At 72.8% G+C, this 26,714-nt stretch carries 28 protein-coding genes; 8 read left to right on the top strand and 20 right to left on the bottom strand.

What is annotated here, in order from left to right:
* Nucleotides 1–2: 2 nt before the first annotated feature.
* Entirely contained in the window at nt 3–884 is an 882-nt protein-coding gene (locus tag ACLJQZ_RS31120; protein WP_410623402.1) for a helix-turn-helix transcriptional regulator, read from the bottom strand.
* A gap of 114 nt (nt 885–998) precedes the next feature.
* On the opposite strand from ACLJQZ_RS31120, the gene ACLJQZ_RS31125 reads away from it, so the two are divergent.
* On the top strand, nt 999–1,697 hold the full coding sequence (locus ACLJQZ_RS31125) for an SDR family NAD(P)-dependent oxidoreductase (RefSeq protein WP_410623403.1): 699 nt from the start codon (nt 999–1,001) through the stop codon (nt 1,695–1,697).
* An 8-nt stretch (nt 1,698–1,705) separates the two neighbouring features.
* Here the strand turns inward: ACLJQZ_RS31125 and ACLJQZ_RS31130 are convergent, their stop codons facing one another.
* The 5 genes from ACLJQZ_RS31130 to ACLJQZ_RS31150 all read right to left on the bottom strand — a co-directional run bounded on the left by ACLJQZ_RS31130 (nt 1,706) and on the right by ACLJQZ_RS31150 (nt 5,078).
* Nucleotides 1,706–2,218: a roadblock/LC7 domain-containing protein gene (locus ACLJQZ_RS31130; RefSeq protein ID WP_410623404.1), complete on the bottom strand. Its 513-nt coding sequence runs from the start codon at nt 2,216–2,218 to the stop codon at nt 1,706–1,708.
* The gene (locus ACLJQZ_RS31135) at nt 2,215–2,583 is read right to left on the bottom strand and encodes a hypothetical protein (protein WP_247052939.1); all 369 of its coding nucleotides are present in this window, start codon (nt 2,581–2,583) and stop codon (nt 2,215–2,217) included. Before ACLJQZ_RS31135 ends, ACLJQZ_RS31130 begins: the two co-directional genes overlap by 4 nt.
* The gene (locus tag ACLJQZ_RS31140) at nt 2,580–3,044 is read right to left on the bottom strand and encodes a hypothetical protein (protein WP_410623405.1); all 465 of its coding nucleotides are present in this window, start codon (nt 3,042–3,044) and stop codon (nt 2,580–2,582) included. Before ACLJQZ_RS31140 ends, ACLJQZ_RS31135 begins: the two co-directional genes overlap by 4 nt.
* A 23-nt stretch (nt 3,045–3,067) precedes the next feature.
* Nucleotides 3,068–4,165, bottom strand: coding sequence for a glycoside hydrolase family 3 N-terminal domain-containing protein (locus tag ACLJQZ_RS31145; RefSeq protein WP_410623406.1), 1,098 nt, complete (start codon nt 4,163–4,165; stop codon nt 3,068–3,070).
* Between the two features lie 358 nt (nt 4,166–4,523).
* Entirely contained in the window at nt 4,524–5,078 is a 555-nt protein-coding gene (locus ACLJQZ_RS31150) for a CGNR zinc finger domain-containing protein (protein WP_410623407.1), read from the bottom strand.
* A gap of 148 nt (nt 5,079–5,226) precedes the next feature.
* On the opposite strand from ACLJQZ_RS31150, the gene ACLJQZ_RS31155 reads away from it, so the two are divergent.
* The 3 genes from ACLJQZ_RS31155 (at nt 5,227) to ACLJQZ_RS31165 (ending at nt 7,794) form a co-directional block, all read left to right on the top strand.
* Nucleotides 5,227–5,910: an AzlC family ABC transporter permease gene (locus ACLJQZ_RS31155; RefSeq protein WP_326952478.1), complete on the top strand. Its 684-nt coding sequence runs from the start codon at nt 5,227–5,229 to the stop codon at nt 5,908–5,910.
* Entirely contained in the window at nt 5,907–6,227 is a 321-nt protein-coding gene (locus ACLJQZ_RS31160; protein ID WP_410623408.1) for an AzlD domain-containing protein, read from the top strand. The genes ACLJQZ_RS31155 and ACLJQZ_RS31160 overlap by 4 nt, the downstream gene beginning before the upstream one ends.
* Before the next feature lie 643 nt (nt 6,228–6,870).
* Nucleotides 6,871–7,794, top strand: coding sequence for a LysR family transcriptional regulator (locus ACLJQZ_RS31165; protein WP_410623409.1), 924 nt, complete (start codon nt 6,871–6,873; stop codon nt 7,792–7,794).
* Between the two features lie 364 nt (nt 7,795–8,158).
* Here the strand turns inward: ACLJQZ_RS31165 and ACLJQZ_RS31170 are convergent, their stop codons facing one another.
* Genes ACLJQZ_RS31170 through ACLJQZ_RS31235 form a run of 14 tightly spaced genes read right to left on the bottom strand, consistent with a single transcriptional unit; the run spans nt 8,159 to nt 22,148 of the window.
* Nucleotides 8,159–8,860, bottom strand: a complete 702-nt coding sequence (locus ACLJQZ_RS31170) for a flavin reductase family protein (RefSeq protein WP_410623410.1) — start codon at nt 8,858–8,860, stop codon at nt 8,159–8,161.
* Entirely contained in the window at nt 8,857–10,371 is a 1,515-nt protein-coding gene (locus ACLJQZ_RS31175; RefSeq protein WP_410623411.1) for an amino acid adenylation domain-containing protein, read from the bottom strand. Before ACLJQZ_RS31175 ends, ACLJQZ_RS31170 begins: the two co-directional genes overlap by 4 nt.
* Before the next feature lie 5 nt (nt 10,372–10,376).
* Nucleotides 10,377–11,363, bottom strand: coding sequence for a hypothetical protein (locus ACLJQZ_RS31180; RefSeq protein ID WP_410623412.1), 987 nt, complete (start codon nt 11,361–11,363; stop codon nt 10,377–10,379).
* A 4-nt stretch (nt 11,364–11,367) separates the two neighbouring features.
* Nucleotides 11,368–12,048: a 4'-phosphopantetheinyl transferase family protein gene (locus tag ACLJQZ_RS31185; protein ID WP_410623413.1), complete on the bottom strand. Its 681-nt coding sequence runs from the start codon at nt 12,046–12,048 to the stop codon at nt 11,368–11,370.
* On the bottom strand, nt 12,045–13,175 hold the full coding sequence (locus ACLJQZ_RS31190) for an acyl-CoA dehydrogenase family protein (RefSeq protein WP_410623414.1): 1,131 nt from the start codon (nt 13,173–13,175) through the stop codon (nt 12,045–12,047). Before ACLJQZ_RS31190 ends, ACLJQZ_RS31185 begins: the two co-directional genes overlap by 4 nt.
* Entirely contained in the window at nt 13,168–14,319 is a 1,152-nt protein-coding gene (locus ACLJQZ_RS31195) for an acyl-CoA dehydrogenase family protein (RefSeq protein ID WP_410623415.1), read from the bottom strand. The genes ACLJQZ_RS31190 and ACLJQZ_RS31195 overlap by 8 nt, the downstream gene beginning before the upstream one ends.
* On the bottom strand, nt 14,316–14,567 hold the full coding sequence (locus ACLJQZ_RS31200; protein ID WP_410623416.1) for an acyl carrier protein: 252 nt from the start codon (nt 14,565–14,567) through the stop codon (nt 14,316–14,318). Before ACLJQZ_RS31200 ends, ACLJQZ_RS31195 begins: the two co-directional genes overlap by 4 nt.
* A gap of 11 nt (nt 14,568–14,578) precedes the next feature.
* A complete protein-coding gene (locus tag ACLJQZ_RS31205) occupies nt 14,579–15,871 on the bottom strand; it encodes a type III PLP-dependent enzyme (RefSeq protein ID WP_410623417.1) in 1,293 nt (430 codons plus the stop codon).
* Entirely contained in the window at nt 15,855–17,357 is a 1,503-nt protein-coding gene (locus ACLJQZ_RS31210; RefSeq protein WP_410623418.1) for a class I adenylate-forming enzyme family protein, read from the bottom strand. The genes ACLJQZ_RS31205 and ACLJQZ_RS31210 overlap by 17 nt, the downstream gene beginning before the upstream one ends.
* Nucleotides 17,354–18,460 carry an acyl carrier protein gene (locus ACLJQZ_RS31215; protein ID WP_410623419.1) on the bottom strand — a complete coding sequence of 369 codons (1,107 nt, stop codon included), beginning with the start codon at nt 18,458–18,460 and terminating at the stop codon, nt 17,354–17,356. Before ACLJQZ_RS31215 ends, ACLJQZ_RS31210 begins: the two co-directional genes overlap by 4 nt.
* Entirely contained in the window at nt 18,450–19,814 is a 1,365-nt protein-coding gene (locus ACLJQZ_RS31220; RefSeq protein WP_410623420.1) for a TrpB-like pyridoxal phosphate-dependent enzyme, read from the bottom strand. The genes ACLJQZ_RS31215 and ACLJQZ_RS31220 overlap by 11 nt, the downstream gene beginning before the upstream one ends.
* Nucleotides 19,811–20,098, bottom strand: coding sequence for an acyl carrier protein (locus tag ACLJQZ_RS31225; RefSeq protein ID WP_410623421.1), 288 nt, complete (start codon nt 20,096–20,098; stop codon nt 19,811–19,813). Before ACLJQZ_RS31225 ends, ACLJQZ_RS31220 begins: the two co-directional genes overlap by 4 nt.
* Before the next feature lie 56 nt (nt 20,099–20,154).
* Nucleotides 20,155–20,883, bottom strand: a complete 729-nt coding sequence (locus tag ACLJQZ_RS31230; RefSeq protein ID WP_410623422.1) for an alpha/beta fold hydrolase — start codon at nt 20,881–20,883, stop codon at nt 20,155–20,157.
* Nucleotides 20,883–22,148 carry a glutamate-5-semialdehyde dehydrogenase gene (locus tag ACLJQZ_RS31235; RefSeq protein ID WP_410623423.1) on the bottom strand — a complete coding sequence of 422 codons (1,266 nt, stop codon included), beginning with the start codon at nt 22,146–22,148 and terminating at the stop codon, nt 20,883–20,885. Before ACLJQZ_RS31235 ends, ACLJQZ_RS31230 begins: the two co-directional genes overlap by 1 nt.
* Nucleotides 22,149–22,373: 225 nt before the next feature.
* Between ACLJQZ_RS31235 and ACLJQZ_RS31240 the strand changes: the two genes are divergently transcribed.
* From ACLJQZ_RS31240 to ACLJQZ_RS31255, 4 genes are all read left to right on the top strand, one after another.
* On the top strand, nt 22,374–23,375 hold the full coding sequence (locus ACLJQZ_RS31240; RefSeq protein ID WP_410623424.1) for an aldo/keto reductase family protein: 1,002 nt from the start codon (nt 22,374–22,376) through the stop codon (nt 23,373–23,375).
* 216 nt (nt 23,376–23,591) lie between these two features.
* Nucleotides 23,592–24,650, top strand: a complete 1,059-nt coding sequence (locus ACLJQZ_RS31245) for a fatty acid desaturase (RefSeq protein WP_410623425.1) — start codon at nt 23,592–23,594, stop codon at nt 24,648–24,650.
* Nucleotides 24,637–25,974: an O-acetylhomoserine aminocarboxypropyltransferase/cysteine synthase family protein gene (locus tag ACLJQZ_RS31250; protein ID WP_410623426.1), complete on the top strand. Its 1,338-nt coding sequence runs from the start codon at nt 24,637–24,639 to the stop codon at nt 25,972–25,974. Before ACLJQZ_RS31245 ends, ACLJQZ_RS31250 begins: the two co-directional genes overlap by 14 nt.
* On the top strand, nt 25,971–26,711 hold the full coding sequence (locus tag ACLJQZ_RS31255; protein WP_410623427.1) for a gamma-glutamyl-gamma-aminobutyrate hydrolase family protein: 741 nt from the start codon (nt 25,971–25,973) through the stop codon (nt 26,709–26,711). The genes ACLJQZ_RS31250 and ACLJQZ_RS31255 overlap by 4 nt, the downstream gene beginning before the upstream one ends.
* Nucleotides 26,712–26,714 lie beyond the last annotated feature (3 nt).

Consider the following 26,714-nt stretch of genomic DNA (forward strand, 5'->3'; position numbering starts at 1 on the left):
GTTCACCGCCTGGCCGGTGCGGCCCGCTCCCGGCTCGGCGGCCCGGTGGTCGCGGCGAGGCGCAGCTTGGTCTCGGCGGGGCTGCCGGGGACGGCGGTCATGATCACGATCTTCAGCTCGGTGTCGCCGTCCCCGAGCACGTCGCAGTTCACCTCGATCGGTCCCACCGAGGGGTGGTCGATCGTCTTCTCGTCCTCGCGGTGGGCGGCCACGGCGCCGGTGGCCCACAGCCGCGCGAACCGCCGGTTGCCCGCGGTCAGCTCGCGGATCAGGCCGGCGAGGCGGGCGTCGTGCGGGAAGCGTCCGGTGGCGCGCCGCAGGTCGGCGACGACGGCGAGGTCGGTCGTGGCGCTGTCGAGCTCGGTCACCGGCCACTGGGCGAGGCAGGTGGGGCCCGCGCCGAGCGGGAACCGGTCGCGGGCGAAGTTGCGCAGGCGGGGCTCCGCGGCGGCCGGATCACCCAGCAGCGCGGCCCAGCCGCGGTTCCACCAGACCAGCTGCCAGTCGGCCGCGAAGACCGCGACCGCGACGTCGCCGAGCCGGGAGAGCACGCGGTGGACGCCGGGCGGGATGTGGTCGGAGATCGTGCCGCCGGCCGGCGGGGTGAGACCGGCGAGCCGGTACAGGTGATCCCGTTCGGGGGTCGAAAGCTGCAGGGCCCGCGCGAGGGAGGCGACCACCTGCACCGACGGCGTGGTGGCCCGGCCCTGTTCCAGGCGCACGACGTAGTCGACCGACAGGCCGGCGAGGTCGGCGAGCTCCTCGCGCCGCAGCCCGGCCGCGCGGCGGGCCCGGCCCACCGGCAGCGCCGCGGCCGACGGGGGCAGCCGATCCCGCCAGGTGCGGATCATCGCGCCCAGCCCGGTCCCGGGTGTCGTGGTCATGCCCCCATCCTCCCCGAGTACGGCCGCCGGACCCGGCGTCGAGGGTGGTACCGCTGTTCCTACCGTCGAGGCGTCACTGGCCGGCCGCGCGCAGCGGGGGAGAGGATCGACCGCATGACGATCACCTTCATCACCGGAGCGAACAAGGGTCTCGGCCGCGAGACCGCCCGCCGCCTCGTCGAGGCCGGCCACACCGTGCTGGCCGGCGCCCGCGACCCGGAGGCGGGTGCGCGCGCCGCGGCCGCGGTCGGCGCGCGGTTCGTGCCCATCGACGTGACCGACGACGCGTCCGTCGCCGCCGCGGCCGCCGACGTCGCCGCGCACGAGGGCGCGATCGACGTGCTGATCAACAACGCCGGCGTCCACGGCCCGGCCGGCGACCCCACCGGCCTGACCGGCGCCGACGCCCTCGGCGTCTTCGACGTCAACCTCGCCGGCGTGGTCCGCACGACCACCGCGTTCCTGCCGCTGCTGCGCCGGTCGGCCGACCCGGTGATCATCAACGTCAGCAGCGGGATGGGCTCCCTCGCGCTCACCCACGACCCGTCGCGCGCCGAGTCCCGGGTCGTCGCCCCGCTCTACACCGCCTCGAAGGCGGCGCTCACGATGCTGACCACGCAGTACGCGAAAGCGTTTCCTGGCATCCGCGTCAACGCCGCCGACCCCGGCTACACGGCGACCGACCTCAACGGCCACAGCGGCCCGCAGACCGTCACCGAGGGCACCGACGCCGTCGTCGGCCTGGCCACCGAGAAGCCCGGCGCCGGCTCCGGGCGGTTCGTCGCCCGGAGCGGCGAGATCGCCTGGTCCTGAGCCGGTGTCTACTCCGGTGCCGGCCCGGCGGGGCGCGACCCGGCCGGCGCCAGGGAGATGTGCCGCAACAGGGTCAGCGCCTGTTTGGCGGCCAGGGTGAACAGCCCCATCGTGATGTCCGGCTGGCCGAACACGACCAGCAGGAGCGACGCTTCGACGGGGAAGACACAGACGTAGCCGGAGCTGCCTTCGAACATCGCGCAGCGTGACTCGCCGATGCCCGCCTGGGCGGTGAACTGCGCGGCGAGCCCGATGGCCGCCGCCGACATGGCGGCCACGCTGTCGGGCTCGACGCTGTCGGTGTCGTCGGCGAGGACCAGGCCGTCGTGGGTGGCCATGAGCAGCCCGGCGACCTGGTCGACCTGGCCCCGGATCGTGCGCAGCACCTCGAGGGTCCGGCCCGAGTCGGGCGGCGGGCTCGTGACCGCCCGTTCCGGCGGTGGGCTCGTGGTCGCGGTGGACGGTTTGCGGATCGGCAGCGGCGCTCTGAAGTGCTGGCTGTGGATGTCGGTACCGCTCATACGGACAGGCTGATCTCGATGCGCTTGAGGCTGTGCCGGGCGAGCGCGAGGTTCGCGCGTTCGCGGTCCAGCACGAGGTAGAGGAACAGCGTCGAGTTGCCGCGGGCCGACAGCGGCCGGATCACGTGGTACTGGCGGTGGAGCGTGATGAGGATGTCCTCGATGGCGTCGTCGAGCCCGAGGGAGGCCATCACGCGCAGCTTCGCCCGGACGACCTCGGTGTTGCCGGCCGCGGCGACGTCCAGGTCGAGCCAGTCGCCACCGCCCGCCGAACCGAGCGACATCCCGCTCTCGTAGTCGACGAGTGTCGCGCCGACGGCGCCGGGAATGCTCATCGCTTCTTTCAACGCCAGGTCGATCGTCATGAAAAGGGGTTCTCCTGTCGGGCGATCACGTTCGAGTGCGGCAATCGACGTGCCCGGGGCGCGAAGGCTCGCTTCGCGTAGTGGCAGTCCGTTGCGTAGGCAGGTGACGTTATGTGTCCGCGACGGTGATGAGTACGCCCGTTCGGAGCAATCTGATTAATTCTTCCGGGAGTCAGGGCGGCGCGGCTTTGTGACTTGTTCGCCCGTCCGATGGCCTGGTCCGGCATTCGTTTTCCGCCCGAAAGCGGAGTGCCGGCGAGGCCTGTCAACGCGATATGCATTCGGCAAATTGCAGATCTGACCACGGCCACGCTGTTCGCGTGGGCCGAGTGGGAAAGCCAGCCGGAGAACCGCTCCAGCTCCGCCGCCGGAAAGTTGTTCTGGGTGACCGCGTCGACACGCACCAGGTACTTGTCCCGCTTGCCGTCGAAGTGGACGACCGTGCCGACGTTCCCGGTCATCGTCCGGCCGGTGCTGGCCGGCGTCAGGGCAACCGGCTCCGCAGGGCGGAGATCCGGTCGACCGAGGCCGTGAAGTCCGCGCTCGGCAGGGTGCCGTTGCCCAGTGCGGTGGCCAGCGCGTCGGCGGCGCTGTCGCCCTGGGCGACGTCGCGGGCCGAGGCCAGGATCAGGTCCGTTCCCGCGCCGGCCGCCAGCACCGCGCGGTTGCCGGTGGTCCCGTAGCCGTTCAGGGCCCCGGCTTCCAGCGCGTCGGTGATGGTGACGCCGGAGAAACCGGTGCGCTGCCGCAGTTCCTGCCGGACGACGACCGGGGAGAGCCCGGCCGGGCGTCCGGCGTCGAGTGCCGGGTAGACGGCCCAGGACAGCATCACGAGGTCCACCGCGGCCCGGATCGCCGTCGGGTAGGGCGCTTCGTCCTTCGCGCGCAGCTCGGTCAGCGGCACGGTCAGCGTCACCGGTGCCACGTCGGTGTTCGCGCTCGCCGGGGCCGCGCCCAGGCCGGGGAAGTGCTTGGCCGTCGCCGCGACGCCGGTGGCCTGCTGCGCGGTGACGGCCGCGGCACCGAGGCGCCCGGCCACCGCCGGGTCGTTGCTGTAGGAGCGGCCGTACCGGTCGATGAAGTTGCCGGCCTGGCGGTAGACGTCCAGCACCGGCGCCAGGTTGACGTTCATCCCGGCCGCGGTCAGGGTGCGGCCCGCGCCGGTGCCGGCGGCGGTCGCGGCGGCCACCGGATCGGCCGCCTGCCCGACCTGCTTCTCCGACAGGGCGGGCTCGCCCGGCAGCCGGCGCACCTGGCCGCCCTCCTGGTCGGTCATCAGCAGCAGTGGCCGGGACACCGGGCTCTGCGCCGACGCGGCGCGCAGCTGCCGCACGACACCGGCGATCTGCTGGCTGCTCTGGACGTTTTCGCCGAAGAAGATGACGCCGCCCGCTTCGCCGGCGCGGATGCGCTGCAGGAGCGCGTCCGGTGGCGTGAGGCCGGGGTAGGAGTAGATCACCCGCTGGCCGGCGAGCTGCCGGGGCGTCAGGCCGGCCGCCCCGGGAGCGGCGCCCATGGCGCCCGCCAGCGCCACCACGGCGACCAGGGCCGGCAAAGTCCTCCTGCGCGTCACACGGGTCATGGGTCCGCTCCCTCCAGGTGACGTCCACGGTAACTCTTTCGAGTGGCTGACGGAAATTTTCTGACGGGCCGATAGGTGTTCTGCGGCCGTGGGCGCGTCAGGGAATCGCCGAAAACGGACGAGCCGGGCCGATTCCCGCGAGCGGGCAGCCGATGGAGGGGACAATGCGCGAGAATTCGCGCCGGTCGCACTTCCGGCCCCGCTGACGGCCTTTCCCAGACGGGGTCCGGGAAAGGCCGTCAGCGCGTCGCGGATTCCGGCTGCGGTGAGCGCCGGATCTCCGGTCGTGGAGCGGTTTGCCGGTGGCGTAAGCGATATCCGCAGGGCGTCTTGTCCGCCCTCGTGGCATCGGGCGGGCTCAGCCCGAGGTGCTCGCGGCCTGGCGGGCCCGGTAGGCGCGCATCTTGTGCCGGGCGCCGCAGACCGACGTCTCGCACCAGCGGCTGACCGCGTTGGGGGAGCGGTCGTAGAAGGCCCACAAGCAGTCTTCCGCGGCGCAGGTCTTCAGCCGGCGCAAGGAACCGTCCAGGCGGGTGGTGACCACGGTAGCGAGCACCCGGGTGATCGCGGTGTCCAGGGCGGTGGCGCCGTCGCCGACGAACTCCGCGCTGGGTGGGTCAACCTGCAGGAGGGGGCGGGTGCCGGTCCGGGCCAGCTCGCCGTTGAGCGCGCTCACCGCGGCCGATGCGCCCTCGGGGCGGCCCAGCAGCTGCCGCAGGGCCTCCCGGAGCCGGCGCACGCGCGTCAGATCCGCTTCCGTCGGCCGGGCCGGGCACGGCAGGCCTTCGGAATCGGCCCACGTCACCAGGCCGGCCGGGGTGCTCAGGTCGTCCCGGTCCTCCAGCAGTTCACGGGTGTTGACCAGGCGCTGGACTACGCCGAGCGGAGGCGGTGCGGCGGGACGGGGAACCATGGCAGGCACGTTACCAGCATTTTCGCTATGTGAGTTACAGGTGAGGGAGGAGATGTCCTATGGGACGGTGCGGTCACTCGCTCGGGTTACCAGCACTCGGCTTTGCTGGTAACGTCAACCCCTGACGAGTCCGAGGAGATGAGCTGTCGTGACCGAAACCACCACTGAACCCCGCTCCCCGGCCCGGGTCGTGCGCCCGGTGCTGCCGGTGGCCGCGGCCGATCTGGCGGACGGCATGGCGTTCGGCGCGCTCGCGGCTTCGGTCGGGATGGGCGTGCTGGCCCCGGTGGCCATGTCGCTGCTGGTGTTCTCCGGCAGCGCCCAGTACGGCGCGGTCGCCGTCATCGGCCAGCACGGCTCGGTATGGGCCGTGGTCGGCGCGGCGGCCGCACTCAACGCGCGTTACCTGCTGATGGGCACCACGATCGCCCCGGCGCTGACCGGGTCCGCGTGGTCGCGGGCCGGGACGGCGTTGCTGATCACCGATGGCTCCTGGGCCATCGCCCACCGCGGTGAGGGGCGCTACGACCTGCGCACGCTGCGGGTGGCCGGCTCGCTGTGCCTGTGCGGCTGGACCGCCGGGACCGCGCTGGGCGCCGTCCTCGGCGACGCCATCGGCGACCCGGGACGGCTGGGGCTGGACGCCGCGTACCCGGTGTTCTTCCTCGGTCTGCTGCGTTCGCACCTGAAGACCACGCGCGCGTGGGTCCTGGCCGTCCTCGGCGTCCTCGTCGCGGCCGCGCTGGTCTCCTGGGCACCGCCGGGTATCCCGGTGCTGGTGGCCGGGGCGGCCGGTGCCGTGGCGGGGGCGGCTCTGGGGGTGCGGCGATGACGTACCAATGGGTGATCGTGCTGGCGCTCGGCGTCACCGCGCTCACGTTGCGGGTCGTGGTGCCGCTGGCCGCCGGTGGGCGGGAACTGCCTGCCTGGCTGCGCAACGCGCTGACCTGCGCGACTCCGGCTCTCATGGCCGGGCTGGTGGTCACCTTGCTGTGGCCGGCCTCGGGTGACGTGTCCTCGATGCGGACGCTCACCGCGCTGGCGGGAGTCGGCGTCGGGGTGGCCCTGCTGGCCACCAAGCGGTCCATCCTGACCGCGATGGTCGGCGCCGCCGTCGTGAGCGCTCTGCTGCGCCTGGTGCTCGGCTGATCCGTGGTCGCCGGGCGCGTATGGAAGAACAATTCCTAAAAGTGCAAGATCGACCACCGGGCGTCCGTGAACCCGCTGGTCGGAAAGGGACTGCTCCGGCCGCCTGCGGTCGAATCGGGAACTGGAGCGGCGTTGCTCTCTTGGGGTGAAGGACAATTTCTCAGCTGGCCACGGTGGGTGAGAACGAGCAGTTTTCCTTGCCGGATAGTGGCAGTTTGCCGACCACTTACGGGTGGTATCCGAAGTGGGTCAACCAGCGGGTGAGCGTCGGCCAAGGCCGTTCCCCGCCGCTTGACAAGGACTTTCGGCAAGGGCATGAGCGAAATTATCGAATGGTCACCCGGAGCCGGAAAGAGCCGAGGGTGCCGATCGGGGGACGTTCGTCGTGAAGGGTTTCGTGCCGGCAGCGAGTAGGCGGCACCTAGGAGGTTTCGTGTTCGGGACCGAGTTCGACCACTGCGGGAGGGCGGCCAGCACGGCCGGCCGGAGAGGCCGCCGGCAACTGACGGCGGACACCTCTCACCAGAACCACGGCGAGCGGGAAGAGGCCGTGCCGCGAAAATCCACCCCGATCGATGAAGGGACCATTCGCCGCGGCGCGGGCATCGACCCCCGCACCGCTCGCCAGGATCGGTGGTGACCCGTGGACACCGCGTCCCTCACCACCTTCCTCAACGTGGCCGAGCAGTCGAGCTTCACCAAGGCCGCCAGCGATCTGAGCCTGGCGCAGCCGACGGTCACCGCCCGGATCAAGAAGCTGGAGCGCGACCTCGCCTGCGATCTGTTCCACCGCACCGGCGCGCTCATCCGGCTCACCACCGCCGGCCAGCGGTTCCGGCGTTACGCCCACAAGATCGTGAAGCTGAGCCAGATGGCGGAGGAGACGGTGCTCGAGGGCGCCGCTTCCGGGGACGCGCTGAGCGTCGGCGCCGACAGCGGGCTCGCCTCCTACCGGCTGGTGCCGATCATCGAGTACCTGTACCGGCGGCACCCGGAGCTGGCGCTGGAGATCCGGCCGATGGAGGAGGACCCGTGGAGCCGGATCGGGGACTCCGACGTCGACTGCGCGTTCTTCATCGACGTCTGCAAGTCCTCGCCGAAGGCCGATTCGACCCTGCTGTGCCCGGAGCCGCTCGTGCTGGTCACCGGCCCGGACGGCCCGCTCGGCCGGGAGCCGGTGCCGACGTCGCGGCTGGCGAAGTACCCGCTGCTGTGCGCGCACCGGGACAGCGGCTACCAGCGCCTGTTCGAGCGGACGCTGAGTGGTGCCGCCGACAGCCGGATCCGGGCACTGTCCTTCGGCTCGATCGACGCGGTGAAGCACGCGCTGACCGCGGGGCTGGGCATCGCGCTGCTGCCGCGGCTCAGCGTCGCCACCGAGCTGGCCGACGGCCGGCTGGTCGAGGTGCCGTGGACCGCGCCGTTCCAGGTCTTCACGCAGGTCGCCTGGCACCGCGAGATCCGCACCGACCCCCGGTTCTCGATGCTGCTCGACGCGGCGGCCCGTGCGACCGCGGAGCAGGTCGCGGACGCGGGAACGCGTCCGGCCCACCGGTCCGCCCTCTGAGGGCGGACCGGCGAGCCGGTCCTTTCGTCTTCAGGCCCCGAACGGGTGCTGCTCTCGTCCGCAGCGCCCCGTCGGGGCCTTCGTGTCGCCGCTCCCGCTGACCGCCCCCGCTCGACCGAAGTCCGTGGATGGCACATTAAGGGACTCTGAGTCCCTCAATGTGCCATTCACGGCTTACGTCAAGGCTGGGTCGTAGAGCACCGTGGGGGCCTTTGGTGTCTGGCAGCCGGACGATTGCCGTGGGCGGCACGGCGATCGGGGCCGGGTCGGGGTCGTGAGTGGTAATTAGGGTTCTAACCCGACTGAATACTCACGACAAGCCGCGGCAGGGTCGGGACCGGGGGCAAGGGCGAAGGTCGCTCCGTCAGGCTCCCAGCGGGTATTGCTCACGGCCGTAGAGCACCGTCGGGGCTTCGTTCGTGTGCCGCAGCCAGACGACCTTGCCGACGACCACGGTGTGGTCCAGCAGCGCCGCGGTGTCGCCCACCTCGCAGACCAGCGCCACCCCCGCGGCGGACAGCACGGGGATCCGGCGCTCGGGCTGCCACGGCACGCCGTCGAACCGCTCGGCCGGGCTGCCGGAGGCGAACTTGCGGGTCAGCGCCCGCTGCGACCAGGACAGCGTGTTGACGGCGAACGACCCCGTGTCGAGGATGGCCGCGAGGGTCCGGCTGTGGCTGCCCAGTGACACCAGGACGCTCGGGGTGTCGGCCGAGAGCGACATCACGGCGTTGGCCGTGCAGCCGACGGGGGAGTCCCCGGTGACGGTCGTGAGCACGGTGACCCCGGTCGGCAGCTTCGCGATCGCCTGGCGGAACCCCTCCGCGGGCACCAGTTCCGGTGCGGGCGGGGACTCCGGGGGCGGGCTCTGCGCCGACGGGCCGTGCGTCGCGGCCTCCGGTGCCGAAGTCCCCGGCGTCGAAACCGGCACCCCCGGCGGCGCGGCCTCCGAGGCCGGCATGCCTGGCACCGGCCGGGTTTCCGTGGGCCGGCGGGTGGTGCGGAGCGGCGACTGGGTGACGTGTGCGGTGCGCATGGTCTTCCCTTCCCGGGGGGTGGTGGTCATCCGCGCTGCCCGATCGCTTCCTTGGTGAGGGCCGAGCGGTCGATCTTGCCGTTGACGTTGAGCGGCAGCGTGTCCAGCACGGTGAGCCGCCGGGGCACCATGTACCCGGGCAGCCGGCCGGCGACGGCGGTGAGCAGCCGGTCGGAGTCCAGGTCCGAGCCGGTGCACACCGCTTCGAGCTCGGTCGTGCCGCCGCTGCCGGGCAGGGCGAGCACGATCGCGTCGCGCACCGCGTCCTGGTCCCGCAGCACAGCCTCGATCTCGCCGAGCTCGACCCGGTAGCCCTGCACCTTCACCTGCTGGTCCGACCGTCCCAAGTGGACGAGGGCACCGTCCTGCCAGGACACCCGGTCGCCGGTGCGATACCACGCGGTGTCGTCGAGCTCGTCACCCGCGGCGTGCGGCCGCGCGGTCTCGTCGCCCGGGCCGAAGTGGTAGAAGCGGCCTTCGTTGGCGGCCGGGTCGAGGTAGCCGGGGAACCGCTGGGGCCCGCGCGCGCAGAGTTCCCCTTCCACCGCCGGACGTCCCTGGTCGTCGAGCACGACGTGGCTGACGCTGGGGTAGAGACGCCCGATCGGCACGGTCCCGTTGGCGGTCTCCGGCCAGTCCGCCGGATCGGCCGGCAGCCGGTACTCCGCGCAGCTGATGGTCAGCTCCGTGGGGCCGTAGAGGTTCTCCACGACACCGCCGGGGGCGGCGCGCTGCCAGGCCGTGGCCTGGTGCGTGGTCAGCGGTTCCCCGCAGAACAGGCTCCAGCGCAGCGTCGGCATGCTCCCGGGCCGCAGGCTGCGCAGCCGCTGGGCGTAGGACACCATCGAGGGCACCGAGAACCAGTGGGTGAGCCGCTTCTCCGCGACGAACCGCACCGGCGCCAGCAGGTCCTCCCGGCTGGGGACGACGAGCGTCGCGCCGCCGCCCCACGCGGTGAACATGTCGAACACCGACAGGTCGAAGGTCAGGTCGAAGGTCTGCGAGACGCGGCTGCCCGGCTCCATGCCGTAGCGCGGTACTACGTGCTCGAGGTAGGCGCAGACGTTGCGGTGCCGGATCGGGACGCCCTTGGGCCGCCCGGTCGAGCCCGAGGTGAACAGGATGTAGGCCAGGTCCCCGGTGGCGGACGCCGGCGGGGTGCGCGCGGCGCCGCCGGTGGGCTCGGCCATGGCCAGCTCCGGCACGCCGAGGTCGGCGGGGTCCTCGGTGAGGACCAGGTCGAGACCGGCGGCCTCGGCGATCATCCGGTTGCGCTGGGCCGGAAAAGCGGGGTTGAGCGGCACGACGGTGCTGCCGAGCCGGTGCGCGGCGAGGTAGCCGGCGTAGGTGAGCACGCTGCGCTCGGCCAGCACGCCGATCCGGGCGGGCACCGACCCCAGCGCGGCGACGGCCTCGGCCGCGACGTGCCCGGCGAGCTCTTCCAGCTCGCGGTAGGTCAGGGTGCGCGCGCCGACTTCGAGCGCGGGCGCGTCGGCGTGCTTCCCGGCCGACGTTTCGAACCAGTGGTAAAGGGTGTTCATCGTTCTCATGCCTCCGATGCCGGGCCGGCGGTCGTCTTCGTGTTGGTGCGCACCAGGTCGTCGAACGTCCGCTCCAGCAGACCGGCGCGGGGCCGGCCCCGCGCGGCCGACTCCGCGGCGAACCGGACGACCTTGGGCAGCTCGCCCCAGCTCATCGCGGCCGCGGCGGCGTCCTCCGCGCAGATCTCGCCGTTCGCGGCGAGCACTTCGAGCCGGTAGGTGTAGTGCCTGCTCGCCGCCCACAGGTCGTCGCCGTAGCGCGCGGCGGCGGTCTCGTCCGCGGTCAGGACCCCGCTGATGCGGCCGAGCACTTCGGGCAGGACGCAGGTCCAGTCACCCGGTTTCGCCGCTGGGGCGGCGGGCGCCTCGCCGGCGGTGCGGGCCAGCCAGCGGAACCGGTCCGCGAGCACCGGCTCCACAGCGGCGCCCAGCGCGTGGCGATCGCGGTTGTCGATCTCCGCCGGCCACGGGCCGTGCGGTGTCAGCGCGCGCTCCAGCGCGGCGTCGTCCAGCCAGCCGAGGAACGGTTCCTGCGCGCCGAGCGGGGTCAACGCGCAGAAGTGGTCACCCACCAGCCAGTGCCCGTCGCGCCGGCCGAGCAGCAGCAGCCAGTGCGGCGAGTGCGCGGTCTCGTGCGCGGGGGACCAGGGCAGGTGGAAGGTGTCGGCGACGGTCAGCACCCGCCCCGAGCGGGTGAGCTCCGCGTCGAGGTCGCCGGCGGCCAGCGCCCAGTTCGGGGCCCCGCGGTAACCGAGCGGATCGTGCGCGGCGCTGTCGTCGACGCGGGCGTGCTGGGAGAACACGAGGTCCCCGCTGCCGCCGTCGAGCCGGACCGCGAGCCGCACGGCGTGCGCCAGGCGGGTCTTCACGCCGGGGTCGTCGGCTTCGAGGTAGGCGACCAGGTTGGTGGTGTAGCAACTGAGTTCCGGCACTACGTCCGGGGCGTTGATGAGGTGCACGTCGACCTCCGTCGTCGTGGTCGGGTTCCGCACCGGATCACCAGTGCGGAGCGGTGTGGAAGGCGCAGCTGAGCGGCACCGGCGATCGGGTGCGCAGGCTCAGCCAGGCGAACCCGCCCCAGTGCCCGGACACCGCGCCGGGCGGGACGTCGATCGACCACGGCCGCCCGGCCATGCCGGTGCCCGCGGCCTTGACGCACGCTTCCTGCACGGTCCACACCCAGGCGAACTCCCGGGCCCGCCGAGCGCGGGGCAGGGCGGTGACCTTCGGTGCGTGCGAGCCGAGGCACCGGCGCACGGTCGAGTCGGTCAGCCGGTCCGGGGGCAGCTGGACGTCCACGCCCACGTCCCCGTGTGCGCACACCGCCGCCGCGATCCGGTCCCCGTCGTGGGAGATCGTGATGCCGGGCAACGCGAGGTCCAGCGCGCCACCGGCGTCCAGCCGGGGCTTGCCGGCCGGGTCGGCACACAGCGGCAGCGCGGCCAGGTCGGGCCGCACCCGCCGCAGCAGACGCCGCAGCAGGTGCCGGCCGGCGAGGAACTCCGCGCGGCGCCAGCGCGGCCGGGTGCCGGCGTCGGCGAGGTCGCCCGGGTGGGCGAGCGCGTCGCCGAGGTCGGCGCGGGAGGCCGAAGCGACCCACACCCCGGGCGAGATCTCGGCGCCGTCGGCGGTGACGTCCAGGCCATCGCCGGCGTCGACCCGCGTTCCGGCGGTCACGCGCGCAGCTCCTCGAGCAAGGTCCCGGCGCCGTCGGCGACCGCGCCGAGCATCAGCTCGGTCACCCCGCCGCCGATGCCGAACACCGCGGCCTCGGCCCGCACGAGCTGCAGGCCGTCGTCGGCGAACCCGTCGGCGCCGCGCCAGCGCGCGCAGCGCGAGAGCACCTCGTCGGGGGTGATCCCGATCGCGGCCTTCAGCATCGCCGCGCTCGTCGTGTCGTGTTCTTCCACGACCCGTTCGCCCAAAGCTTCGTACAGCGCGCGCAGTTCGCGCACCCGCACCAGGCAGCGCGCGAACTCCTGGCGGACCGAGCCGTGGTCCCACAGCGCGCGGCCGTCGATCTCCCGCTCGGTCAGCGTGGTCCGGGTCTGCGCCAGCACCCGGCTGGTGAGCGCGGTGGCCCACTGGGCGCCGGCGAGCCGCTCGGTGCCCATGTGCCGGGCGAACAGGGCCAGCCCGCGGCCGGTCCGGCCGAGCACGGCCGAGGCGGGCAGGCGGACCCCGGAGAACTCGACGTGCCCGGTGCCCGCGCCCGCGAGCAGGATCGTCGCCGCGGGCGTGACCCGCACCCCGGCCGCGTCGGCCGGGACCAGGACCCAGGTGAAGGACGTGAAGTGCCGGCCGGGCCGGTGCCGGGCCAGCACCAGGAAGTACGCGGCGCGCGTCGCCGTGGTCACCCACCGCTTGGCGCCTTCGAGGCGGACGGTGTCGCCGTCGACCTCGATCTCCGTGCCCAGCCCGGTGAGGTCGGACCCGGCCGCCGCGGCGTCCGTGGCGGCCAGCGCGACCTCGCAGTCGCCGTCGGCGACCCGGTCGAACGCCGCCTCGGCCGGCCCGGTCCCGGCGGCCAGGATCGGCAACGCGCTCGCCGACTGCACCAGCACGCTCAGCGTGATGCCGTTGTCCCCGCGGGCGTCGACCGCGCGCAGGGTGGCGCCGAGCCGGTCCGGGTCGGCGACCAGGCCGGTGGGGGTGCGCCGGCGGTACTGCTCCCGCAGCACCCCGGCGGACCCGAGCCGCTGCCACACCTGCGCGCCGGACGCGTCGGACTCCACTGTGGACAGTGCGTCTGCCGCTCCCGGGGCGGTGCTCGTCGCGCCGTCCAGGACGGCTGACTCAGGCAAAACGCACCTCCTGGTCGAGGAGGGTGAGCCGGCCGTCGGCGAGGTGCAGCCGGTCGTTGCTGTAGTTCAGCACCGCCGAGCGCAGGTCCCGCAGCGACTGCTCCAGCCGCGTCGGGGAGTCGCGCAGGTAACCGTGGCGCATCCCGACCGCGTCGACCAGCTCGTCGACGGCGCGGTAGCACTCCTCGGCGGCGGTGATCTTCACGGCGTTGATCAGCAGCTGCACCTTCGGCACGCTGAGGTCCGCGGTGGTCTCGACGACCTCGCGAGCGTGGTCGATGAGCGCGTGCACGGTGTCCAGCCGCTGGCGCGACCGCGACAGCCGCGTCATCAGCAGCTCCGAGCTCAGGTCGGTCTTCCCGCGGCTGCCGCGCAGCGAGCCGATCACCCGGGACAGCGCCCCGGCCGCCGTGCCCAGCCAGCACGACGCCCAGCCGAGGTGGGCCAGCGGGCCGAACACGGTGGTGACGATCGTGTGGAAGTCGCCGTGCCGGCCGACGACCTGGTGGGCGGGCAGCCGCCCGCGCAGCTTCAGGGCGCCGCTGTCGCTGGCCCGCATGCCCAGCGGGTTCCAGCCGCCGGCCGGCTCGATCTCCACCTGCGAGCGGGCGGCGTAGACCAGCGAAACCTGGTTGTCCGCCTCGGAGTCGGGCGACCGCATCGTGATCAGGAACCCGTCGGCGTGCCGGCCCCCGGTGACGATCGGGGCGAAGCGGTCGACGAGCAGCTCGCCGTCGCGCCAGGCCGCGGCGGACTCGGCGGTCAGCAGGTGCCCGCCCTTGCCCGCCTCGGTGGTGACCGAGGCGATGTAGAGCCGGCCCGCGGCGATCTCGGGCACCAGCTCCGCCCGCAGCCGGCCGTCGGCGTGCGCGAGCACGGCGGCGACCTGCTGGCAGTGCATGGCGAAGATCATCGCCAGGGACATGTCCACCCGGCCCAGCTCGACGCTGGTCTCGAGCATGTCGGCCAGCGATCCGCCGAGCCCGCCCTCCTCGGCCGGCACGAGCAGGCCGAGCAGGCCGGTGGCCCGCAGCTCGTCGAGCGCCTGCACCGGGAACGCGGCGTCGTCGTCGGTCTCGCGGACGTGTTCGGCGGCGACCTTGGTCACGCGCCCCACGAGTTCGGCGAGGGGAGCGGTGGTCATGACGAGACCCCCTGGTGCGCCAGCTGGGCGCTGACCGCGGTCCACAGCGTGGCCGGGGTGGCGAAGGTGGCGTCGGTGATGTCCTCGTCCGGCAGCGAGATGCCGAACACGTCCTCGATCTCGAACAGCACGTTGATCGACTGCATCGAGTCGAGCCCGCACTCGCGCAGCGAGTCGTCCGGGCCGAGCTCGCGGCCGTTGAGGAACTTCAGGAACGGGGTCAGCAGTTCGGTCATGCGGGGGTCCATCGGTTCGCTCCTCATTTCGGGTCCGCCGTAGCGGGGTCAGTGACCGTGGTGGTCCTGACCAGTTCCACACGCGAGGTCCGCGCGGGGGTTCCGGGGCGGTCGCCGTCGACGACGACCTCCGCCGGCAGAGGGTGGCCCAGGAAGGCGATCAGGCTGGCGTACAGCCCGTAGGCGCCGACGTTCGGCACCGCCACCAGGTCGCCGGGGCTCAGGTCGGGCAGCTTCCCGTTGCGGGTCCAGGTGTCCAGCGGCGTGCACAGCGGACCGGCGACGAGCGCGTCCAGCGCGGGCGGGCCGGCCGGGCCGAGCAGGTGGGGGTTGAGCGGCGGCAGCCGCCGCATCCCCGACATGCCGCCGAGGTGGTTGATGCCGGACTCCAGCACGACGATGTCCTTGCCCTGCGAGCGTTTGACGTCCAGCACGGCCGTGACGAGGGTGCCCGCCGTGCCGACCAGGTACCGGCCGGACTCGAACACGACCTCCGGGCCCTGCTCGCGCCAGCCCGGCACCTTCTCGCCGAGCAGCGTTTCGAGCCCCTCGCGCAGGCCGGGCAGCTCGCCCGCAGTGCCTTCCTTCGCGAACGGGGCGCCGAAACCGCCGCCGAGGTCGAGGGTCCGGAAGCGGACCCCGTGCGCGGCCAAGGCTTCCTGCAGCCGCGTGGCGGTGTCCAGCGCGCGGCCGAACTGCCCGAGCAGGTCGTCGACCTGGGTGAGGTTGGTGCCCATGTAGAGGTGCAGCCCGGACGCCTCGGCGTGCGCGCCCCCGGCGAAGCGGGCGGGCTCGGCGAGGATCCAGCCGGTGTCGGCGCCGAACTGCGACGGCACGCCGGTCATCGCCAGGCCCTGGCCCGGCACCGGCTGGTCGTCGTTGACGCGCAGCAGGTAACGGGCGTGGACGCCGGCCTCGCCGGCGAGCCGGTCGAGCTGGGTGATGGCGTACGGCGAGTCCACGGAGAACTCCCGCACCCCGGCCCGCAGCGCGGCCGCGATCTCGGCGTCCCGCTTGGCCGGGCCGGTGTAGAGCACCTGCTCGCCCGCCCAGCCGGCGTCGAGCGCGGCCCGCAGCTCGCCGGAGGAGCAGACCTCCGGGCGGGCGCCGGCCTCGCGCAGTGTGGCCAGGACGTCCGGGTGCGGGTTGGCCTTCAGCGAGTACAGCAGCCCGGTGCCTTCGGGCAGGGCCTCGTCGAGCCGCCGGTGGTTGCGGCGGACCTCGGCCAGGTCGTAGACGTAGGCGGGGGTCGGCAGCCCGGCGAGCTCGCCGGGCAGGTCCGCGAGCGGGGAGGGATGCTCAGCGAGCAGCTCCACTGGACACCTCCTCCGCGATCGAAGCCAGCGCCTTGCGGTCGACCTTTCCGTTGCCGGTCAAGGGAAGCGTGTCCACCAGGCGGCAGGCCGCCGGGATCTTGAACTCCTCGATCCGGGTGCGCATCGCGTCGAGCACGCCGTCGGCGGCCAGGTCGCCGGTGACGAACAGCCAGGCCGGGCGGGTGTCCTTCGGGACCAGCACCGCGGCTTCGCGGACGCCGGGCACGCGGCGGGCGGCGGCCTCGACCTCGGTCGCGCTGACGCGGAACCCGCGCTCCTTGTAGATGTCGTCGCGGCGGCCGTCGAAGTAGAGGTAGCCCTCGTCGTCGAGCCGGCCGTAGTCACCGGTGCGCAGCTCCGGGAACAGCCCGTCCACGCGCGGGAACTTCTGCTCGGTGAGCTCCGGACGGCGCCAGTACCCGGCCATCACGTTCGGGCCGCGCACCACGATCTCGCCGACCTCGCCGGCGGGCAGCCGCTCGCCGGCGTCGTCGATGACGAAGACCTCCGTGCCGGGCAGGGCCCGGCCGCTGGAACCGGGCCGGTCCAGGTCGCCGTCCACCGGCATGATGGTGGCGCGCTTGCACTCGGTCAGCCCGAACATCAGCTGCACGCGCAGGCCGGGAATGGCTTCGCGCAGGCCTTCCAGCGTGCCGGTGGGCATCGCCGCGCCGGTGTTGGTGAGCAGCCGCAGGGCGGGGGCGGGCTTCGGGCGGCGCCGCAGCAGCGCGCTGAGCGCTTCGGCGACGGCCGGGACGGCGGGCAGCACGGTCGCGCCGGCGCGCACCAGGTTGCCGACCAGTGACGGCCCCACCTCGGTGGGCGCGCCCAGTGTCAGGTTCGAGCCCGCCGTGACGGACAGGAACACCTGGTAGAGCCCGTAGTCGAAGGACAGCGGCAGCGGGCTGTAGACGATGTCGTCGCTGCGGTACTCCAGCACCGAGGTGATCGCCCCGACGGCGAAGAGCAGCTGCTGGTGGGTGCTGACCACGGCCTTGGGCAGCGAGGTCGTGCCCGAGGTGTAGATCAGGCACACGACGTCCACCGGCAGCGGGGGAGCGGGCAGCTCGACGTCGTGACCGGGGCCGGCGGCGAGGTCCTCCACCGAGACGGCGGGGACACCGGCCGCGTCGGCCGAGCGCCGCACCTCGTCGTCGCCGGTCACCATCAGCACCGGCTCGGAGTCCGCGAGCACGTGGTCGAGGCTGCTGCCGCGGACCTGTTCGTGCAGCAGGGAAAACGCTAACCCGGCGCGGGCGGCGCCGAAGACCACCGCGGGCAGCAGGGTGCTCGCCGGGGCGTTGATCAGCAGGCGGTCGCCGCGGCGGGCGCCCCGGTCGGCCAGCGAGGCGGCGACGCGCTGCGCGGCGGCGGCGAGCTCGGCGTAGGTCGCCGACTCGCCCCGGCAGGTCAGCGCGGTCCGGTTCGGCCACTGCCGGGCGGCGTGGTCGAGCAGTTCGTGGAGCACTCGAGGGGAGTAGGTCATCGTGTTCCTCCTGCGGCCAGGACGGCGCGGCAGAGGCCGTCGACGTGGGTGAGCTTTTCCGGGACCAGGTCCTCGGCGGCGAACTCGACGCCGAGGTCGCTTTCGATCCGCTCGACGATCTCCATCATCCGGAACGAGCTGAAGCCGGGGATCTCGCCGAGCGCGCCGGCGCCGGCGGGGGGTTCGGTGCCCAGCACGGTCCCGATCACCGAGGTGACGGACTCGCGGACCTCGACCGGGACCTCGGCGGTGTCCACTGTGGACGTCGCGGTGATCTCGACGATGCCGCCGAACGCGGTGTGGTCCGCGGCGAAGCACTCGGCGAGGCGGGGGAACAGCGCACGCGGCTCCTCCCGGCCCGCGGACACCCGGCGGCTCGCCAGGTAGACCTGCTTGGCCAGCGCGTCCCACTCTGCCAGGTGCGCCCGCACCGCGTCGGTGTCCAGCTCCATGGCCGCGGCGTGCAGGCGGCGGCTGCGGGTGAGCAGCCAGGTCTGCAACGTCAGGCCCCGCAACGCCCGGACCCGGTCGGGGTGGTCGGCGTAGGTCGCCACGAACGAGCCGGCGTCGGCCAGTTCCACCAGCGGCGTGCGCTCGGTGGCGGAGCCGTCGGCGACGAGGTCGAAGGTCAGCGCGCCCTCGGGGAGCGCTTCGGCGAACTCCGCGTGGCCGAGCGTCCAGCGGCCCGGCCGGGCCGCGCCCCACTGGGTGTCGTTGTGGTAGCCGTCCACGACGGTGACGCCGTCCTCGGCCGGCTCGACCAGGAAGCTGTGCTCCAGGTGCTGCTCGTGGAAGTAGGGCACCCACGGCAGGTGGTAGGCGTCGGCCACGACGTAACAGCCGGGGCCCGGTTCGAGGCCGTCCGCGCCGGCGACCCGCTCGCGCCGGGTGACGCGCATGCCCAGCAGGGTGGCGGATTCGGTCACGTGCGCGTCGACCCGCGGCTCGACGGTGGGCAGGCCGTCCGCGCCCGGCCGGGGCCAGAAGCGCAGGACCCGGCCCAGCGCGAGGTGCGTGCCGTCGCCGTGGAGGCGGTCGGCGAGCTCGGCCAGGTTCACCTGGACGCAGTCGAAGAGGCGGTGGTCCAGCGGCTCAGACGGCATGACCACTCCCGGCGATCGCGAGTCCCTGGACCGGCTGCAGCTGGTCCATCGCCGCCAGGAGCGACTGCTCCACGGGCGGCTCGTTGCTGAGCTCGCCGTCCATCAGCTGCTGATAGGCGGACAGGTCGAGGTAGCCGTGCCCGCTCACGCAGGCGACCACGCCGCGGGTGGGCCGGTCCTCGTCGTCGCGGCCCGAGGCCAGGCGCGCGGCGACGGCCAGCGCGTGCCCGGATTCCGGTGCGGGGAGCACCATCTCCGTGCGGGTGAAGACCTGGCCGGCCTCCAGCGCTTCGACCTGGCCGACGGCGCGCGCGGTGATCTGGTTCTGGTGCCGCATGGCGGACAGGACCTTCGCCGCGCCGTGGAAGCGCAGGCCGGCCGAGTGCGAGTCCGGGATCGGGTAGGAGCTGCCGATCGTGTACATCGCCTCCATCGGGCTGACCCCGGTGGCGTCGGTCTTGTCGTAGGCGTAGACACCGCGGGTGAGCTTCGGGGTGGTGCTGGACTCCGCGGCCACCAGCCGCGGGCACTCCGCGCCGGTCGCGGCGGCCTCGGCGAAGAACGGCAGGGCGAGCCCGCCGAAGTTCGAGCCGGCGCCGACGCAGCCGACGACACTGTCCACTTCGGCCTCCAGCTCGGCGAGCTGCTCGATGGCCTCCAGCCCGATCACGGACTGGTGCAGGATGCTGTAGGTCTCGCCGCTGCCGATGCAGAACGCGGCCCCTTCGGTGCGCCCGGCGTATTCGACGGCTTCGCCGATGGCCAGTGCGAGGCTGTTGAACCCGCCGCCGGCGCGGGCGGCGACCTCGGTCAGGTCGCTCGGGCTGGCGTGCACGGTGGCGCCGAGGGTCCGCATGAGCGTGCCCCGGTAGGGCTTCTTCTGCAGGCTCGTGCCCACCATGAACACCCGGCAGCGCAGCCCGAAGATCGAGCAGGCGGCGGCGAGCGCGGTGCCCCACTGCCCGGCCCCGGTCCCGGTGACCAGCTCCTTCACACCGGCCTTGGCGTAGTAGTAGGCCTGTGCGAGTGCGGTGTTCAGCTTGTGGCTGCCGGAGATGTTGCCGCCCTCGTACTTGACGTAGATCGGCACCCGGGCGCCGACGGCCTCCTCGAACCGGCGGGCCCGCCACAGCTGGGTGGGCCGGAAGGTGCGGTAGGCGTCGAGCACCTCGGCGGGGATGTCCCAGAACTCGCGGCCCGGGGCGGACTGGCGCACCAGCGCGAACGGCAGGTTCACCGACACCCCGGCGTCGGAGCTCGCGGCGGTCGCCTCCGGGCTGCGGTCGGGCGGCAGCGGCTCGTCCAGGTGCGGCAGCACGCTGCGCCAGCTGGTCGGCATCGCGACGGAGCTCATCGCTGCACCTCCGTCTCGCGGGCGCCTTCGGCGACGACCTCGACCAGGTCGTTGACCGTCTTGAAGGTGCGGCCGACGAACAGGTCGTCGGGCAGTGTCACGTCGAGGGCGTCCTCCAGCTGCACCAGCATGCCGACGAAACCCATCGAGTTGATGCGCAGCAGGTCGCCGCTGAGCGGCTCGTTGTCCTGGATCTCCTCCGGCGCCAGGGAAAGCCGGGATTCGGCGATCACCACGCGCTTGACCGAGTCGGAGACCGTCGTACGGTCTGGTCCGGTTGTCATCTTTGCCCTCCCAGGCATTCGGGGATCGGTTCGTCGTTCTTCTTGCGCGGGGAAGTTCAGGCCGTGCGGGCCAGGTCGGCGTCGGTCCGGGCGAGGAACTCGTCGAGGTGGCCCAGCACAGCGGGCAGTGCTTTCCGGCCGAACACGTCGAAGTGGCCGCAGTGCAGTTCGCGCACGCGCAGCCGCCCGGACAGCCGGGTCCAGTTTTCGATCTGGGTGCGGCGGTTCGGCCCGTCGCACGCCATCAGCAGCGCGGGGCCGGGGTGGGCGCTGGTCACCCGGTGCCGGCCCGAGGCGGTGACGTGGGCGTGGGCGGTGGTTTCGGCCGACGGCTGGTCGCGGGGTGCGACCTTGGTGTGGACCGAGCGCATGATCCGCTCGACGACGTCGTCGCGCTGCGCCGCGGTGCCGAACTCGTCCCGGCGGGTGAAGCTGTCGATCATCACCACGGCGGGGGCCGGGCCGGTCGCGGCGAGCCGCGCGCCCAGCTCCCAGGCGAGGACGCCGCCCATGGACCAGCCCACCAGCAGTTCCGGGCGCCGCGGCAGGGTGTCCAGCAGCCGCAGATACCGCCGCGCCATCGCGTCGACGTCCTCGTCGGGCTGCTCGCCTTCGAACAGGCCGCTGGCGCGGATCCCGCTCACCCCACCGCGGCGGGCCAGCCGCACGGCCAGCGGGGTGTACGGGCTCAGGCCGCCACCGCCGGGGTGCACGAGCACCGCCTGCGAGGCCTGCGGCCGCCGGCTCAGCGGGAGCAGCAGGGGCGGCTTCACGGGGGCGGTCATCAGATCGCCTCGCGCAGCCGGCCGTTGGCCTCGACCACCCAGCTGTAGTTCACCAGCGCGGCCAAGGTGATCGGCCCGCGGGCGTGCAGCCTGCTGGTGCTGATCGCGATCTCCGAGCCCAGCTCCAGCGTGGGACCGTCGTTGAGCCGCAGGGACCCGTTGACGACGATGGTGGCCGCGTCCACCCGGTCGGTGAATTCGCCGGTGACCTCCGGGTCGGTGGCGGCGATCGCTTCGCTGTGCCCGGAGCCGTACCGCTGGATGAACTCCACGGCTTCGTCCGGGGAGTCCACCGCCACCACGCCGATCGTGCTGTCGAGGAACTCCCGGCCCAGGTCGTGCTCGCCGAGGGCTTCCGCCCGCCACTGCCCGGTCGTCTCCGGCTGGCGGATCCCTTCGCCGACCCGCAGGGTCAGCGGCCGGCCGTCGCGGCGGGCGCCGTCGAGCAGCGCCGCCACGAACTCGTCGGCCACCGGCCGGTCGACCAGCGCGATCTCCAGGGAGGTGCACCCGGCCGGCGCGGGCAGCTTGCTGTCCAGCGCGATCGCGACCGCCTGGTCCAGCTCGGCGCTCGAGTGCACGTAGAGGTGGTTGACCCCGCCGCCGCTGGCCAGCACCGGGATGGTGCCCGCGTTGTGGCAGTAGTCGACGAGCGAGGGGCTGCCGCGGGGGATGAGCACGTCGATCTCGTCGGGCCGGCGCAGCAGTTCCTTCATCAGCGCGCGGCTGGGGTCGTCCAGCACGGTGACCAGGCCCGTGGGCAGGTCGGCGTCCGCCAGCGCGGCGGTGACGGCGGCGCCGAGCGCGGCGTTGGTCCGCGCGATCTCCTTGCCACCGCGCAGGATCACCGCGTTGCCGGCCGCGACGTTGAGCAGCGCGCCCTCGACGGTGACGGTCGGGCGGGCCTCGAAGATCATCAGTACCACGCCCAGCGGCCGCGGCACGCGGCGGCGCGTGCCCCAGTCGCCGATCGGGGTGCCCGGCGGGCGGTGGGTCAGCTCGCGCATCTCGCCGGCGACCGTCGAGGTCAGGGTCACCAGGTCCGCCAGGTGCTCCTCGGTCAGCCGGAGCCGGTCGACGAGCACGTCGGGTAGGCCCTGCTCTTGAGCCCGGCCGACGTCGGCGTCGTTCTCCGCGCGGATCCGCGGCCACGCCGAGGTGAGCCGGTGGGCCAGCCCGGTGCAGAAACGGTCGTACGCTTCGGTGCCGAGCGGCGGGGCCGCCACGGTCGCCGCACGTGCGGCGCTCACGATCTTGTCTACCATTTTTCTCCCGACCTCGAACCGGATTCCAGCCGCGGCGACTCCGCGGCGATTCCGATGATTTCCCCCGGTAGATGCCTTACGCTCCCACCGGGAAATGGTCGGGGCAAATGTGATCATGGCCCCGCTGATGGGCTCATCAATAGTTTCTATGACCCCATCAACCGCACCCTTTTTCGCGGTTCTAAACGTTGACTACGTGGAAATTTCCTTGGAGTGTCTTCAGGCATGGAACATCGACGACTGGGCCGCAGCGGCCTCTCCCTGAGCAGGATCGCCTACGGCAATTGGATCACCCACGGATCGCAGGTGGCGGAAGAGCAAGCGAAGAAATGCGTGGAAGCGGCGCTCGACGCCGGCATCACCACTTTCGACACCGCCGACATGTACGCGAACACCCGCGCCGAAGAGGTGCTGGGACGCGCGCTCTCGGGCCGTCGCCGGGAAAGCCTGGAGATCTGCACCAAGGTGTACTGGCCGACCGGGCCCGGCGGCCCCAACGACCAGGGCCTGGGCCGCAAGCACATCATGGAGTCCGCGCACGGCTCCCTGCGCCGGCTCGGGACCGACTACCTCGACCTCTACCAGGCCCACCAGTTCGACCCCACGGTCGAACTGGAGGAGACCATGCTGGCCTTCGCCGACCTGGTGCGCCAGGGCAAGGTCCTCTACGTCGGGGTCTCGGAGTGGACCGCCGACCAGATCACCCGCGCCGCCGCGCTGGCCCGCGAGCTGCGTGTCCCGCTGATCGGCAGCCAGACGCAGTACTCGATGCTGTGGCGGGTCATCGAGGCCCAGGTCATCCCGGCCTGCGAGCGCGAGGGCATGGGCCAGCTCGTCTGGTCGCCGATGGCCCAGGGGGTGCTCACCGGCAAGTACCTGCCCGGTCAGCGCCCGCCCGAGGGCTCCCGCGCCACCGACGGCGAGGGCAGCGGCTACATGGTCCGCTGGCTGCAGGACGACGTGCTCCGCAAGGTGCAGGAACTGCGCCCGGTCGCCGAGGAGCTCGGCCTGACCATGGCCCAGCTGGCCCTCGCCTGGGTGCTGCAGAACCCCAACGTCACCTCCGCGATCACCGGTGCCTCGCGCCCCGAGCAGCTCACGGACAACCTCAAGGCCGTCGACGTCGTGCTCGAGGACGCCGTGATGGCCAAGATCGACGAGCTGCTCGACGGCGTCAGCCGCTTCGACCCGACCTTCATCGGCGTGCCGCTCACGGCCCTCGTCTGATCAAGACTCCCACTTTACGCGGGGTGTGTTGGCCGTTCCGGTCGCCGAGTTGGCCACTCCGGTCGGCATGTCGGCCGTTCCGGACGCCACAACGGCGACCCCGGTAGGCCCGGTTACGACCGCAAGTGCCCACACACCGACCGGAACGGCCAACACGGTGACCGGAACGGCCAACACACGACGTAAACCAGCGACACCAGATCTCAGGAGAAACGCGTGTCGGACACCGAATGGGCCTACGACGGAAAGCGCTATCGGTCGCACCGCTTCCCCGGTGAAGTCCGGGCGGAGATGAAACCCCTCAACCGCAGCGACAACTGGCACGCCGGACTGGCGTGGCTGGAGGACGTCTGCTGGATCGCGGCGTGCGTGTGGCTGTGCGTCGCGGTGTCGTGGTGGTGCTACCCGCTGGCGGCGCTGGTCATCGGCGCCCGCCAGCGGGGGCTGTCCACGATCCTGCACGACTGCGCCCACGGCGTCGGCGCGGCCGACCACCGGGTGCGGATGCTGCTCGGCACCGTGCTCACCGCGTACCCGATCTTCCAGCAGCACTACGCCTACAAGGTTTCGCACGTGTTCACCCACCACCCGCGGCTGGGTGATCCGGACCAGGACCCGGATCTGCGGTTCTTCATCGAGCAGGGGGCCTACCGGGCCGCGTCGCCGCGGACCTACGTCCGCCGGGTGGTGCTGATGCCGCTGTTCGGCACGCAGACCTGGGCCTACCTGCGGTACCTGGTGCGCAACCGGTACCGGGTGCTGCGGGCGGGCCGGGTCCAGGAGTCCTCTCCGGTTCAGCCCCGCAAGCGGGCGCTCGACCGCGCCGGGTTCTGGGCGTTCTGGGCCGTCGTCGCCGGCGTGTGCTGGTCACAGGGCTGGACGACGGAACTGCTGCTGTTCTGGTTCGTGCCCTACCTGACGAGCTTCCAGATCCTGGGCTGGTACATCGAGCTGTCCGAGCACACCCCGCTCGTCCGGGACTCCCGGGTGGACCTGCACATGACGCGCAACCGCAAGAGCCGCGGCTGGGAGAAGTTCCTCACCGGCATCCACAACGACAACTACCACCTGGAACACCACCTCGACCCGCGCACGCCGTTCTGGAACCTCGGCAAGGCGCGGCGGGTGCGGCTGGCCGATCCGGAGTACGCCGCGGTCGACGCCGTGCTGGGCGGTCTGTTCACCCGCGGGCCGCAGGGCCAGCCCAGCGCCGTCACCGCGATCGTCACGTCCATGTCCGAGCAGCCGAGGGAGCACGCCCATGCCGGTCGGTGACAGAGGCGCCAGCACGCCGAAGCAGTACCGGCGGCCCGAGTCCGCGGTGCTGCACGCCGGCGCCGAGCTGCGCACCGGCCCGACCGCGCCGGTGGTCACGCCCATCTTCCAGACCGCGGCCTACGAGCTGCCCGGCACCGGGGCCGCCGCGGGCATCTTCGACCTCAGCGAGGACGGCCACGCCTACACCCGCCTCAACAACCCCACCTGCGACGTCCTCGAGGCGCGGATCGCCGCGGTCGACGGCGCCCTGGCGGCGCTGGCCGTCTCCTCCGGCCAGGCCGCGACCACCGTCGCGCTGCTCAACCTGTGCCAGGCCGGTGACAACATCGTCAGCTCCGACGAGCTCTACGGCGGTACGTGGAACCTGCTGGCCAACACCTTCGCCCGGTTCGGCATCGAGACCCGGTTCGTCAGCCCGGAGGACCCGAAGAACTTCGCGGCCGCCACCGACGAGCGCACCCGGTGCTACTTCGGCGAAACCCTGCCCAACCCCAAGCTGCGCATCTTCCCCATCGAGGACGTCGCCGGGCTCGCGGACCAGGCCGGGGTGCCGCTGGTGCTGGACAACACCCTGCTCCCGATGGTCTGCAACCCGCTGAAGTTCGGCGCGAACATCCTGGTGTACTCGGCGACGAAGTACATCGGCGGGCACGGCAGCGCCCTGGGCGGGCTCATCGTGGACGGCGGCACCTTCGACTGGACCCGCCACGCCGCGCGGCACCCGCTGCTCACCGAGCCCGACGCCGCCCACGGTGGCGAGGTGTGGACCGAGGCCGGTGCCGGGCTCGAGGGCGCGCTGGGTCGCAGCCCGTACCTGCTCAAGGCGCGGGAAACGCTGTTGCGCGACCTCGGGCCGTGCCTGAGCCCGTTCAACGCCTTCCTGCTCATCCAGGGCATCGAGACGCTGCCGCTGCGGATGCGGGCGCACGGGGACAACGCGGCCGCGGTGGCCCGGTTCCTCGCCGCGCACCCGGCGGTGGCCTCGGTGCGCCACCCGAGCCTGGCCGGCGGCGAGCAGGAGGACCTGCTGAAGCGCTACCTCGGCGGCAACGGCGGCCCGCTGGTGCAGTTCGAGCTCACCGGCGGGCAGGAGGCGGGCAGCCGGTTCATCGAAGCCCTCCGCCTCTTCGCGCACGTGACCAACATCGGCGACGTCCGGTCCCTGGCCACGCACCCGGCGTCCACCACCCACGCCCAGCTGCCCGTGGCCGACCAGCTCGCGGCGGGCGTGACCCCGGGCTCGGTCCGGTTGTCCCTGGGCCTGGAGCACCCCGACGACCTGCTCGAAGATCTCGCCCAGGCGCTGGAGCAAGGCCGGTGAGCCGCCCGCTGATCGCGCTCGCCGCGTCGGCCGAACCGGTCGACGACGTGTCGCACATCGCGGTGCGCGAGGTCTACGTCCGGGCCCTGGAACGGGTTTCCGGCTGCGCGGTGGCCGTTGTCGGCGGCCCCGCGCCGTACCTGGCGGAGCTGCTCGGCCGGTTCGACGGCGTCGTGTTCGGCGGCCACCAGACCGACGTCCAGCCCGCCCGCTACGGCGGTGCCCCCCGGCTGGCCCCGGCGGACCCGGCCCGCGACGAGCTCGCGTTGCGGGTGCTGCCCGCCGCGTTGCGGGCGCGGCTGCCGGTGCTGGGGGTCTGCCGCGGGCTGCAGGAGCTCAACGTCGCCTTGGGCGGAACGTTGCGCGACCTGCCTCACGACGGGCACCGCGAGGACCTCTCGCAGCCCCGGGACCGGCAGTACCTGCCCGCCCACGAGATCCGCCTGCGCGAAGGCGGGGTGCTGCGGCGGCTGCTGGGCACCTCGGCCGTCTCGGTCAACTCGCTGCACCACCAGGCGATCGACCGGGTCGCCCCGGACCTGCGGGTGGAAGCGGTGTCCGCCGACGGCGTGATCGAGGCCGTCTCGGCGGCGACGGGCTCGTTCTGCCTCGCCGTGCAGTGGCACCCGGAGTGGTACGCCGGCACGGATCCGGTCTCCGCCGCGCTCTTCCGCGAGTTCGGCGTCGCGGCCCGGCTCGCCGCCGACCGCCGATCGCACCTGGCCGAGGCCGGCTGAGCC

The sequence above is a fragment of the Amycolatopsis sp. cmx-8-4 genome, assembly GCF_046548675.1.
Classification (GTDB): Bacteria; Actinomycetota; Actinomycetes; order Mycobacteriales; family Pseudonocardiaceae; genus Amycolatopsis.